The 13,122-nt window shown below is 35.6% G+C and carries 10 protein-coding genes and 1 pseudogene; 7 read left to right on the top strand and 4 right to left on the bottom strand.

The window, feature by feature from the left end; genetic code table 11:
- Positions 1-691: 691 nt before the first annotated feature.
- Positions 692-2,019 (top strand): IS3 family transposase gene (locus CEF18_RS16670; RefSeq protein WP_110937506.1). Its coding sequence is split into 2 segments (ribosomal slippage): positions 692-1,064 and positions 1,064-2,019, totalling 1,329 coding nucleotides; the frame shifts between segments, so codons are not numbered across the junction.
- Between the two features lie 86 nt (positions 2,020-2,105).
- Here CEF18_RS16670 and CEF18_RS16665 read toward each other — a convergent pair.
- The gene (locus CEF18_RS16665; protein ID WP_110937505.1) at positions 2,106-3,014 is read right to left on the bottom strand and encodes a glycine betaine ABC transporter substrate-binding protein; all 909 of its coding nucleotides are present in this window, start codon (positions 3,012-3,014) and stop codon (positions 2,106-2,108) included.
- Positions 3,015-3,317: 303 nt separating this feature from the next.
- Positions 3,318-3,869, bottom strand: coding sequence for a choline uptake/conversion transcriptional regulator CudC (cudC, locus tag CEF18_RS16660; protein WP_110937504.1), 552 nt, complete (start codon positions 3,867-3,869; stop codon positions 3,318-3,320).
- Between the two features lie 291 nt (positions 3,870-4,160).
- Between cudC and betB the strand changes: the two genes are divergently transcribed.
- Both betB and CEF18_RS16650 read left to right on the top strand, forming a co-directional pair.
- Entirely contained in the window at positions 4,161-5,633 is a 1,473-nt protein-coding gene (gene betB / locus CEF18_RS16655) for a betaine-aldehyde dehydrogenase (protein WP_407690405.1), read from the top strand.
- Positions 5,634-5,870: 237 nt separating this feature from the next.
- Positions 5,871-6,239, top strand: coding sequence for an iron chaperone (locus tag CEF18_RS16650; protein WP_110937502.1), 369 nt, complete (start codon positions 5,871-5,873; stop codon positions 6,237-6,239).
- 282 nt (positions 6,240-6,521) lie between these two features.
- On the opposite strand, the gene CEF18_RS16645 is transcribed toward CEF18_RS16650, so the two are convergent.
- A complete protein-coding gene (locus CEF18_RS16645; protein ID WP_110937501.1) occupies positions 6,522-7,640 on the bottom strand; it encodes an MGDG synthase family glycosyltransferase in 1,119 nt (372 codons plus the stop codon).
- A gap of 146 nt (positions 7,641-7,786) precedes the next feature.
- On the opposite strand from CEF18_RS16645, the gene CEF18_RS16640 reads away from it, so the two are divergent.
- Complete coding sequence (locus CEF18_RS16640; protein ID WP_110937500.1) at positions 7,787-8,638, top strand: metallophosphoesterase; 852 nt, start codon at positions 7,787-7,789, stop codon at positions 8,636-8,638.
- 187 nt (positions 8,639-8,825) lie between these two features.
- Here the strand turns inward: CEF18_RS16640 and CEF18_RS16635 are convergent, their stop codons facing one another.
- Positions 8,826-9,386: a YkoP family protein gene (locus CEF18_RS16635; RefSeq protein WP_110937499.1), complete on the bottom strand. Its 561-nt coding sequence runs from the start codon at positions 9,384-9,386 to the stop codon at positions 8,826-8,828.
- A gap of 295 nt (positions 9,387-9,681) precedes the next feature.
- Here CEF18_RS16635 and CEF18_RS16630 point away from each other — a divergent pair, with 295 nt between their 5' ends.
- The 3 genes and pseudogenes from CEF18_RS16630 (at position 9,682) to CEF18_RS27045 (ending at position 13,120) form a co-directional block, all read left to right on the top strand.
- On the top strand, positions 9,682-10,002 hold the full coding sequence (locus tag CEF18_RS16630) for an ArsR/SmtB family transcription factor (RefSeq protein WP_110937498.1): 321 nt from the start codon (positions 9,682-9,684) through the stop codon (positions 10,000-10,002).
- A gap of 13 nt (positions 10,003-10,015) precedes the next feature.
- Positions 10,016-12,439 carry a heavy metal translocating P-type ATPase gene (locus tag CEF18_RS16625; RefSeq protein ID WP_110937497.1) on the top strand — a complete coding sequence of 808 codons (2,424 nt, stop codon included), beginning with the start codon at positions 10,016-10,018 and terminating at the stop codon, positions 12,437-12,439.
- 54 nt (positions 12,440-12,493) lie between these two features.
- Positions 12,494-13,120, top strand: a pseudogene (locus CEF18_RS27045) (ROK family protein).
- Positions 13,121-13,122 lie beyond the last annotated feature (2 nt).

Below are 13,122 nucleotides of genomic sequence, written 5' to 3'. Positions count from 1 at the left end.
TTTCTGCTCTGCTATGTAGTAATTTTCAGTTGTCTTTTATGTTCTATGTCACCAACAGTAAAAGCATATGAAATAGCGAGATTAGAGACTAACTGCTTTAAATGTTAAGCTTTCGTTGATGTACAAGTCAAACGGTTAATACAGTAATTATTGTCGAAATAGTATGTATAATGTAAGGTTGTCCGTACTTCAAGGTATATAACGTTTACTTCCTTCACTATGCTCCATCTTAGAGCCATTGTACCCATATTCACTCTTTTTCCTTGTTAATATGAATTTGTTCAAGGAGGAGGATAATGTACGTTTGACAACTAGTTGCCTGTGAATTGTACTTCAAGTAACAGCTTGCTTATTTTGAAGAGGATTAGACTTTTCTTATCTTCACGTTGTAAATCCGTAATTTCTTGAAGCTACTCCACGGGTAAACTGTTGGTAGCATGTAGTAAAAACTGTGCCAAATCCTGTTAAAAACATGACAGAAGTAGTACATTTTTATGGCCGTAATCAAAGGGGAAAGTATCCAAATAAAATATAAAACAGTTTTGAAAGACAAAAAAAGCTGGTCTCTCCAAATTTGAACTGTAACCCGAATAATGGACACTTAAAAAAAGTGCCTCATTATTCGGGTTTTTATGTTTTTATAAGATAAACCCGTTTATAATAAAATAAATCATTAGAACGGAGAATGGACATGAGTAAAAACATATATTCAGAGTTTCAAATGAAAGAACTAGAGAAGAATCCGAATGTTGTACGTGTGTCGGATCGATCGATCTCTTACCAACCATATTTTAAAGTAAAGGCTGTTCAAGAATATAAAACAGGAAAAAGACCTTCTCAGATCTTTCTAGAGAATGGATTTAACCTTGAGGTTATAGGTAAAGATCAACCAATACGTTGCTTAAGGCGTTGGCGCGATACGTTTGAGCAGTTTGGTGAAGTTGGATTCGAATCGGAGCGAAGAGGAAAAGGAAGTTCTGGTCGCCCCTCATCTAAAACGTTATCTGCCGAAGAAAAACTTAAAAAAGCAGAAACAAGGATCAAGTATTTAGAAGCTGAGAATGACTTCTTAAAAAAGCTAGAAGAACGAGAGAGGCAGGCGTTGAAAAAGAAATATTAACCCCTTCAGAGAAATTTGAACTTATTGAAAAAATCATTAGAAAGCATCAATTAAAAGGAAAAGTAACCCAGCTGTGTCAGTTAGCGGAAGTAAGTAAAAGTGGTTATTACGCCTGGTTAAGCGCAGAGGGCGTCCGTCAAGTCCGAGAAGCAAGGGATACACAAGAAGTTGAACTTATTAAAAATATTTTCTTCGTAAAGAATCAAAAAGTAGGGGCGCTTCAAATTAAAATGATATTAGAGAATGATCACAGTGTCGTGATGAATCATAAGAAAATCAGACGCTTAATGAAAAAATTCAGCCTTGAAACGAAAATTAGGCGGGTGAAGCCTTATAGAATAATGCTTAAGGCGACACAAGAACACCGTACATGTCCGAACTTACTAAAACGTCAATTTGATCAAAAAGAATTTGGTAAAGTGTTATTAACTGACATTACTTATCTTTACTATAGGGGAGGTCAAAAAGCCTATTTATCCTGTGTGAAAGATGGAGCTACAAAAGAGATTTTAGCGTATAAATTGTCAAGGTCATTAGAAATGGATATTGTTTATCAAACATTAGACAACCTCAAGGAAGGGATGGGTATCTTTCACCCTGAGACTATCCTCCACTCTGATCAAGGGGTTCACTATACTCATCCAGAGTTCCAGGACAGAGTGAAAAAATTAGGGGTACGTCAATCTATGTCAAGAAAGGGAAATTGTTGGGACAACGCACCAATGGAATCATTCTTTGGTCATTTCAAAGATATGGTCGATCACAAAGCATGCGAGAACTTTATGCAATTAAGACAAGAAGTAGATGACTACATGGAAGAATATAATAGTCATCGTTACCAGTGGGGATTAAAGAAAATGACCCCGGCTCAATACCGAAGTCATTTACTAGCTGCATAGGTCTCTTTTATAAACTGTCCATTTTATAGGTTACAGTTCAATTGAGGGACCAGCTTTTTTTGTATTTCAACTATTTACTTATGTCTTTATTTTACCCATTCATCAACCAAGTCTTGATTTTCTTCAATCCATTTCTTAGCCCCATCAAGAGGGTCTTCTGCATTATCTACATAACTGATAAGTTGGCCAATTTGTTCGTCATCCATCTTCCAATTTTTAAACCACTCGCTCACTTCTGGATGATCTTCTTCAAATCCAAGTCTTGTAGCATGGTGAATTTTTTCTACACCACCGAATGTGTTTTGCGGATCCTCTAGGAATTTCAAGTCATAGTTAGAGAATACCGAGTGTGGGCTCCAAAGTGGTGACACGATTGGTTCTTCATTTTTTATTGCTTCTCCAATCGCAGTTATCATCGCAGGTTCAGAGCTTGGTAGTAGTTCAAACTCAAGATTATAATCTTCAATTAATTGTTCCGTTACTTCCATCGTCCCTGCGCCAGAATCAAAACCAATAATTTGTCCTTCAAACAGTTCTATATGTTCATTTAGATCTTCTACACTATTCACTTCTTCTAAATAGGTTGGAACAACAAGTCCTACTTTTGCATTATCAAACCAAGTAGATTCTGAAAAGTTAACAGTATCTTCATACGTTTCCAAATAATTCGCATCTTGAACCGGTAACCATATTTCTAAACTAGCATCTAGCTCGCTAGTTGCTAAAGCCTCCATCGTAACACCCATGTCCAATAAGTTTAACGTCACGTCATAACCTTTATCTTCTAAAATTACTTTCCACATGTTTGTTACTGCAATATTTTCAGCCCAGTTAATTTGAGCAATCGTTAATTCTTCATCACTTACCTTGGTTTCTGTTTCGGCGTCATCTTGTGCACTGTTAGTTTCCCCACTATTATTGCTTCCGCATGCTGTTAGTACAGCAGCCATTAGCATCGCTAAGATAAAAATAAGTGTTTTTTTCGAGTTGTTCATGTTGTAAAACCCCTTTGTTTTTTTATTTTCTAAACTAAAATATTTCAAACGTTAAAAATGTTAAGAAATATTTTAACGATAACACAAAACTTAAACATCTCCTATTTAGAAGATAGAAGTGAAACATTTATATTGAAGGTAGTCAATAGTTTTTTTCAAAAGACTACCTGATAACTTCTTTTCAAGAGATAAAGCTACCTTCACACCGCACGTATCAAGGGAAACCCTTCCTTGATACTTAAAACATGGCGGTGGAAGCTGACGCTGCATTTAATAAAAGACGGCTATGCCGTTTTTCTTAAATTAATCTTGCTGGTCTTTAGGTAAAAATTCAAATATCTTACCACTTCTTATGCTTGCAACTAAGTCTGTCAACCAGTGATAATATGTTTTAGACTCTTCTAATTGATCATAGTATTTTTTTGCTTCTGCAACAATTTCTGGTGTACTAGTAGGATCTTTTATGACATCTATTAAATCCTCTTGTGCTTCCTCAGTTGCTTCCAAATTCATTTTTACTTCGCGTTCCCACATGTGACAGTAGAACACCATAAAGGAACGGAAGAAATTTTTCTCAGCTACATAGGTATGCTTCCTAGAACCACGGGTAAATGTTTTCTTCACCATTTCTATTTCTTGGAGCTTACGGACACTAGTACTCATACTAGGTTTACTCATTTCAAGTTCCGTACGCATCTCATCAAGAGTCATCTGATCTTTAAAGTACATCGTCGCATATAAATTTGCAGCAGATGGTGTTAGACCATATAAATCCATTGTCTCTGCAATGGCGCCAATAACTTTATCTTTGGCTTCTTCTATTTTAATTTTCGATCTATCAGTAGATTCACTCATAAAGTCACTCCCTTCATATAAAGTTAAGTGCGTTAAATCTTTTTTTAATTTTCTTCACAAACTTTATGATACCGTGTACAGATTAAATGTCAAATGGAAAAACATGATTTTAGCCAACTGCATACGTCTACTAAGTTAGTATGACAAGCCTTCTAGTTAATTTTAATTCTTTCTAAACCTTTTTGTTTTAAATGTCTCTTTGACAGCCTCCATAATAAATGGTATTATATTAAAAACGTTAAATATATTTTTAACAAACTTAATTTATTCGAAAAACTGGAGTTGATGGATTTGAGTATAAAACAACAACAATACATTAATGGTCAATGGGTAGACGCGAATTCAGGTAATACGCGTGATATTATTAATCCATTTAACAAGGAAATTATTGCTACTGTGCCAGAATCTGATGAAACAGATACAAAAGCAGCAATCGCTGCTGCAAGAGCAGCATTTGATAATGGAGAATGGTCTTCTACTCCAGCAACAGAACGAGGGACTATTGTAAGGAAAATTGCGGAATTAATAGAAAGAGATAAAGAAGAGCTTTCTAGATTAGAATCATTAGATACTGGTAAAACAGTAGAGGAAAGTCGTGGAGATATGGATGATATCGCTGGAGTATTTCGATATTATGCAGAGCTTGCAGACAAGAATGGCGGGGACCTGATTGATTCTCCAGTGCCAAACTCTATTAGTAGAGTGGTTCACGAACCAGTTGGTGTTTGTGGTCAAATAACACCTTGGAATTATCCATTACTTCAAGCGTCTTGGAAACTAGCTCCAGCTCTTGCGACTGGAAATACTTTAATAATGAAGCCAAGTGAAATTACACCACTAACTACGATTAAAGTATTCGAACTAATGGAAGAGGCGGGAGTGCCTGCTGGTGTTGCTAACCTAGTACTTGGTGCTGGTAGCACAGTTGGTGCTGAGCTATCCAGTAACATGGATGTGGACCTTATTTCGTTTACAGGTGGAATTGTTACCGGGAAGAAAATCATGCAAGCGGCTAGCGTTAATGTGAAGAAGCTTGCCCTTGAACTTGGTGGGAAAAACCCTAACATCATCTTTGCTGACGCTGATTTTGAGATAGCTGTCGACCAAGCATTAAACGGGGTATTCTTCCACGCAGGTCAAATCTGTTCCGCTGGTACAAGACTGATTGTAGAAGAAAGTATTCACGATGAGTTCGTTCACGCACTTGTTGAGCGAGTGAAAAAGTTTAAGCTTGGAAGCGGATTTAATGAAGATACACAAATGGGCCCGCTTATTTCAGCAGAGCAACTTGCGAAAGTAGAAGAGTATGTAGAAACAGGTGTTAAAGAAGGTGCTACAATTGCAGTTGGTGGTAGCCGTCCAGAAGATCCAGAACTACAAAACGGATTTTTCTACCTACCCACTGTTTTCACAGACTGTACAACAGACATGAGTATTGTTCAAGAAGAAGCTTTTGGTCCTGTTATCACGGTTGAGAAATTCCGTGCGGAAGAGGAAGCAGTCAAGCTTGCTAATGACTCGATCTATGGACTTGCTGGTGGCGTATGGACAAACGATATTGCAAAAGCAGAACGCTGTGCAACAAAGATGCGCATGGGTACTGTTTGGATCAATGAATTCAACCTGTACTTCCCACATGCACCATGGGGTGGATTTAAGCAGTCTGGTATTGGACGCGAACTAGGAAAACTAGGTATGGAAGAATACACAGAAACAAAGCATATATTCCAAAACCTTAAACCTGAATCTATCAACTGGTTCTAATAGCAAATTAAGCCAAGGTATCACATTAATTTAAATATAATGTTTTGAAGGGCGTTTTCGCACAAAGATCTCACTTTGTCGGAAGCGTCCTTTTTCATTATTCTACCGCAATGGGACAAGAATTTAGTTGTAGAAATGTTACAATGAGTAGGGATATTATTTTTAAAGACATAATTGAATACATAGTGAGACCTTTAATGAAGAATAAATTTAATTTTTATTTTAGGAGGGGACAACATGGAAGTTTTTGAAAAGTATTTAGCAGGTATCGATAACCCTGATCACCGTGAACGAACAGAGGAAGTTTTGGCGTGGGTTACTAATAAATTTCCAAATATGGAACCGCTAATCAAGTGGAATACGCCAATGTTTTCCGATCACGGTACATTTATCATCGGCTTTTCTACAGCGAAGCATCATATGAGCGTTTCACCCGAAGAAAAAGGTATTGCATACTTTGCCGATGACATTACACAAGCTGGCTACAGTGCTACTAAAGGCTTGTTTCGAATTCGTTGGAATGAGCCGATAAATTACGAATTGCTTAAGAAAATGATTGAATTTAACATTCAAGATAAAGCAGAATATACGAGTTTTTGGCGGTAATAGAAAATTCAATCAATCATGCACATTTCTGTATAAAAGAAATGTGCTTTTACTTGTGTGTTGGCCAGGTTTGTTGAATACCGAGATTTCTATCATTAATTCACTTTAATTATTTATCCTTCGTCAATAATGGTTCATTTGAATAAAAGCTATTAACAGAAATAGAATTATTGATAAATAGTGGCAAACAAAATAACTATTTGCTTTTATAAATGTTTAATTGGTACTTTTAGGCTAAAATAACTGGATGCAAATTTCCAAATTTCGCATTGCTTTTTTAAATTACATTAATTGTTCCACTATTATTTCCGCTGGTTCTTTGGAGTGGATATGCGAGTGGAAATTTGCCACGTGATTTTGATATTTTTCGAGTGTATTTTGGTTTCGGAGAATGGAATGTAATTGTTCATGAATATCCTGCTTATCTAGATGAAAGATCAAACCTAAATCTTTTAGCTGCTGCAGATTAATTTCTTCTTGGCCTGGCAATGCATGATAAATAAAAATAGGCTTGCGCTTAAAAAGACTTTCACTTATCGTGACGCCTCCAGGCTTTGTTATAATTGCATCTATCTGATCATAAAGCGAATTCATTTTTTCCCTGCAGGTAATATACGGGAACGGAATAATATGATTTTTTTGTATACTTTTTAGCTTTTCATATAATTTTCTGTTTTTTCCGCACAACACATAATATTGAATTTCCTGGACAGGGACCTCTTTGATTTTTCGGATTAAGTCCTCCATGGCGCCGACACCTAAGTTTCCTCCAGAAATTAGAACAGATGATATAGATTTTGTTGACAGTTCTGCTGTTTGTTTCTGTTTTATAATTTTAGAATGGATCGGAATTCCGGTAATAAAAATTCGCTCATCTCTAATGCCCTTTTTAAGTAAGAAATGTTTCATGTTATAAGAGGGAACAAAATGTAAGTCGATATACTCTACTCCCCAAAAACTGTGTATGAAATAATCCGTATAAACATTGATGACCGGCACTCTAATTTCCTTTTTTTCCTTTAAGTAATTTAATATATAAGCGGGTAAAGCATGGGTACAAATTATTAGATCTGGTTTTTTTTCCTGTATAAGTCTTTTCATAAAATAAATAAATAAAAATTCATACAAACGATAACGTTTATTTTCTTCGATATTTTTGTAGACAGAGTTTTGATAAATGGCATTATATATGCCAGGGAAAGCATGTATCCATTTGAGATAGACGTTAGAAACTAAAGCTTCAATTTTTCCGTAACTGTATGCAAGAATATCTACCTTTTCGCACCTTATTTGTGGATGCATTCGCAAAATTTCATCTATTAAAGCAGTTGCAGTCTGATGATGACCAGATGGAATCTGTAAAAAAGGCAAGAATAACACGGATTTAGTAAGTTTATTCATAGGGCACCTCTTCTAAAAACTACGATAATTTTATTACTTCTGAGCATGATGGTATGGTATTCGCTGCCATGGGATTTAAGGCATTATTTACTTGCTGAAAAACAGTATTTCTCCTGTATAATCTAATAGGGAAGGAGTGATTGTCATTGAAGATATTGTTCTTTATAGTATTAGCCATTATTACTTTTTATTTCATTATAAAAGCCTATAAAAACACGAAGGATATCATTATTCATAAAATTAAAATCAATAATGAAGTGTCCAATGGACATATCCCTAAAATAAATATTCTACAACTTTCCGATTTACATCTCGAAAATATTTCTATTTCTCCTACCGAGCTTTTTGAAAAATTAAAAGATGAACCAATTGACTTAATTGCACTCACTGGAGATTTCCTCGACCGTAAAAGAACGATTCCTAAGCTAGTTCCATATTTAAAAATACTCAACCAATTAAATGCAAGATATGGCATCTACGCTGTTTTGGGAAACCATGATTATGTTTTACGTAATCAAAACTTACAACTATTAATAGAAACGCTTGAAGAATATAACTGCAAAGTTTTACAGAACGAAAATGATATGATTTTTGTTCAGGGAAAACCCGTTAATATTATTGGCATCGATGATTTTAGTACAAAGCGAAGCAACCTTGCAGCTTCATATAATGGAATAAAATCAGGAATAAACTTAGTATTAACCCATGATCCGAATATCGTACTGCACATGGATAAATACCATTTTGATTATTTGCTTGCCGGTCATTTTCATGGAGGGCAAATCTGCTATCCAAAAGCGTATCACCTAGTAAAAATGGGGCAACTCGCAAGAATGAATATTGTAAAAGGCTTGCATATACAAGGTGGAAAATCCTTTTATATTAGTGAAGGGTTAGGTCAAACAGGCGTTAATATCCGCGTTGGAAGCCGACCGGAAATTACATTTCATGAGTTTTCATTGCCGGGCTCTGTTAAAAAAGTAGTTGAAGCAATTTAAGGAGAAAAGCTGTTAAATTCTTTAACAGCTTTTTTCTTTTTTTAAAAGATAAGAATTTATAAAATTAGCAGCTACCTTCACACCGCAAGTATCAAGGGAAACCCACCCTTGATACTTAAAAGATGGCGGTGGAAGCTGACGCTGTATTTAATAAAAGACGCTACGCGTTTTTCTTATAGAAGTGTATTTAAAGTTTGTACATATTAGATAATTTAATTCTGGACATAAATAAATAACTTGGTGCCTGATGCATGAGAATATGACTGATGGAAGAATTTTTGCTGGACAGAAATCCAATTGGCAAAAAAGATAACCGTTTAAACAACTTGTAAATGGGATGTTTGATGTCGATAATCTCAAAACCGAGGCGTTCACAGCCTTTATTTAATAGTGTAATTCCTATAATTCCTTTTATTTCGTCAGAATTGCAATAGTTCTGAATGTAAATTTCAACGCCTGGTAAAGACTTTTTGACATAAGAGGAAATAATTTTGGCTTTTTTAAATTCACTCTTTATGTCTTTAAGTTCTGATAAAAGTCTGACATTGTGAAAATGAATTTTTACTAAAGTATCATTTTTGTTTATTTTTGTACCATCTGAAAGGACGATACTTTTCCCTTTATATTTTGTTAGTCTGATCCTGAAAATATTTCTTTCTCTTCCTTTGCTTGGAGGGAATGTCAGACGGGTGCAAAAATAGTATAAGGGATCGATTAAACTCCAAATTGAAATAAGATAACTTCTCATGTTTCCTGCCTCTCCTTATCTTTTCCTTTCTGCATGATATTTTTAATCAACTTTGACAATTTTATTGGTGGAAAATTTTAGCCACTGACCTTGTATTACTAGAAAGTTTTCACTAAAAACTAAATATGCAACTTTATTGAGAATCAAGTCTTACCTACTTGAGGATGTTATGCGGAGATACATAAAACAGTAATTAGTGGACTGTCAAATGGAAGTTTGACAAACATATTAGTAACTGCTAATATGATAATAACAAAACATATTAGTGTAAACTAATATAACGGGAGGATAACCAATGTTAAAAGTAGATATAGATACGAAGATGAAGTTTATGCATGGCTTTTCTCATAAAACGAGAATTCAAATACTTGAATGTATAAAAGAAAATGAAAAAACAGTTTCACAGATTGTCGAGGACATAAAAGGTAATCAATCAAATATATCGCAGCATTTGGCGTGTTTAAAAGGGTGCGGACTTATTGTAGGTAGGCAGGATGGAAAATATGTGTATTACCGTGTACGCAATCAATTAGTACGCGATCTGTTAACGATGTTTGATGTAGTGCTGGAAGATGTTCAAAATGACATCGCTAGTTGTAAGAGTCATATAGATTAATGGGGTGGAATGAATGGCAGATAGAAGCAGTCGATCAAATGACGAACTTAAGAGTACGGAAGACAATAAAAGATGTTGTAGTAGAGAAATGGAAGAAAGCTCAAACAATCAAATAACATCTGCTAATGGTGAAAAAGTCGATTATCGAATATACGGAATGGATTGTCCTTCCTGTGCAATAACGATAGAAAATGGACTAAAAAGGTTAGACAACATCCAAGATGCAAAAGTAACTTATAACACGTCGAAGCTGCAAGTAATCGGTACCAATGCCCTCTCTCCAGATAGTGTAGAAAATGAAGTTAAGAAGCTAGGGTTTAAGATCGAACCACTAAAACAAAACAAAAATATAAGAACATATAGTATTGAAGGAATGGACTGTGGTAGTTGTGCGAAAAGTATTGAAAATCACTTGAATATTATTCGAACAGTTAGATATGTAAGTGTAAACTTTTCCACTGGGAAAATGAAAGTGGAGCACGAAAATAGTGTTGATGAAATTGTTTCGGAAGTTTCTAAAACTGGTTTTAAAGCTTCTTTGCTTGAGAATGGCAGCAAACCAATAGATACTTCGGAAAACAAGGAAGGATATGGTTTAATTACCTTATCGGGAATATTAATTGCTCTTGGTTTTATTGGTTCCTACAATGGCATCCCCTTATTTATGTCAACCATCTTATATGCGATAGCTATCGTTATAAGTGGCTATAAACCAGTGAAAAGTGCGTTTTATGCTGTAAAAAGTCGTTCGTTAGATATGAATGTTCTAATGTCAGTAGCAGCAATAGGCGCTGCTTTAATTGGAGAATGGTTTGAAGGTGCGACAGTAGTATGGTTATTTGCATTAGGTACGTTTCTTCAAAATAGGTCGATTGAACAAACTAGAAGATCCATCCATAATCTAATGGATTTAGCCCCCTCAGAGGCATGGATCAAAGTTGAATCAGAGTTAGTTAAAAAACCTGTGGAAGACATCCCGGTTGGAAAGATTATTGTGATTAAGCCGGGTGATAGAATTCCATTAGATGGGGAAATCATCCAAGGGGAAACCAGTGTAAACCAGGCGCCTATTACTGGAGAATCCATTCCCGTTGACAAAATGATTGGAGATGCGGTTTACGCAGGTACTATTAATGAAAGTGGTTCACTTGAAGTCAGAGTCACGAAGTTAGTAGAAGAAACGACAATAGCTAAAATCATCCATTTGGTTGAAGAAGCACAGGAACAAAAAGCTCCTACCCAAGCATTTATCGATAAATTTGCTAGCATATACACACCAATTGTATTTATTTTAGCATTCGTTGTCATTATCCTACCACCACTTTTCGGATTTGGAACATGGGGAGAATGGGTTTATAAAGGACTTGCATTGTTAGTAGTTGCTTGCCCTTGTGCATTGGTTATATCTACTCCTGTTGCCATTGTTTCTGCTATCGGAAACGCTGCAAAGAATGGAGTGTTAATCAAAGGGGGGACGTTTCTAGAAAAAGCAGGTGCTATTAATGCGATTGCGTTTGATAAGACAGGGACATTAACAGAAGGGAAACCAAAAGTTTCTGAAATTGAATCGCTAACTGTTTCGGAAGAAGAGTTAATTTCTATCGCATTAACATTAGAAAATTACTCAACACATCCTATTGCAAAAACAATTGTTGCATATGCAAAAGACAAGGGAGTTAAGGCCAAAAACGGAGAGTTATTTAAAAGTATAGTCGGTAAAGGTGTTCAAGCAACAATTAATGAAGACATTTATTATGCTGGCAATTTAAAACTGTTTGATGAAATGAATATTTTCACAGGAGATGTCAGGAGCAAAGTAAATGAGATTCAAAGTCTAGGAAAAACGGTAGTGATTATCGGTACACAACAAGAAATAATGGGGATAATCTCTGTTTCTGATAGCCTTCGATCAACTGCTGTTAGGGCGTTGACTGGGTTGAAACAAGTAGGCGTAAAACAACTTGTTATGTTAACTGGTGATAATGAAGGTACTGCAAAATTGATTTCAAGCGAAACGAATGTAAATCGCTATTTTGCGGAACTATTACCGGAAGATAAAGTGGATGCGATTAAACAATTACAAAGCGAAGGTCACAAAGTTGCCATGGTTGGCGATGGAATAAACGATGCACCTGCACTAGCCACTGCTGATTTAGGTATTGCAATGGGTGGAGCAGGAACGGATACGGCAATGGAAACTGCCGATATTGTTTTAATGGCTGATAATCTGGAGAAATTACCACATACGATTAAACTAAGCAGGAGAGCACTATCTATCATTAAACAAAATATCTGGTTTTCCTTAAGCGTGAAATTTATAGCGTTAATTCTTATATTTCCGGGATGGCTTACACTTTGGATGGCTGTGCTAAGTGACACAGGTGCTGCTATTATAGTAATACTAAATGCTCTCCGACTTCTAAAAGTAAAAGAATAATAAGGCTAGGCTGTTCGATTTTTGATTGAACAGCCTTAACAATTAAAACTAGCCTTGCATAAGGTAAAACCTAAAACAGTCAAATCATTCTTTCTCATTTTAGATGGGAATTTTGAATGTGCAGTAGCAGGTAAAGACCTTAACATTATTGATAGAGTTTCATTTCCAACAACGAAACCAAAAGATACTTTTCATCACGTAACTAAGTTTTTTGACCAAAACACCTTGAGATCGGTTGGGATAGGTTCTTTTGGACCAATTGAAGTTGATATAAACTCTTCAAAATACGGATTTGTGATAGACACCCCTAAAAAATATTGGAGAAATTTTGATTTCGTGGGGACGATAAAAAAATTATGACATTCCTATTTTTTGGACGACAGACGTGAATGCTGCTGCATATGAGGAAAAAATACGGGGGGCCGCTATAGATAGTACAAGCTGTCTGTACTTAACAGTAGGAACTGGAATTTGGGGAGGCATGATCAAATTCACGAGGGATTTAGCCATCCGGAAATGGGGCATATTTTAGTTCTTAAGCATGAAAGTGAACCATTTGCAGGTGCTTGTCCATTTCATAAGGATTGCTTGGAAGGAATAGCGTCTGGTAAAGCTATTGAAGAACGATTTAACAAAAATGGTAGCGTGATGCATATAATTAATGAAAATCAAAACTTTTAATA

The sequence above is a fragment of the Salipaludibacillus neizhouensis genome (assembly GCF_002886185.1).
In the GTDB taxonomy this organism is placed as follows: Bacteria; Bacillota; Bacilli; order Bacillales; family Salisediminibacteriaceae; genus Salipaludibacillus; species Salipaludibacillus neizhouensis.
Note: the sequence above shows the minus strand (reverse complement) of the source record. Positions and strands in the feature narration are given on the sequence as shown.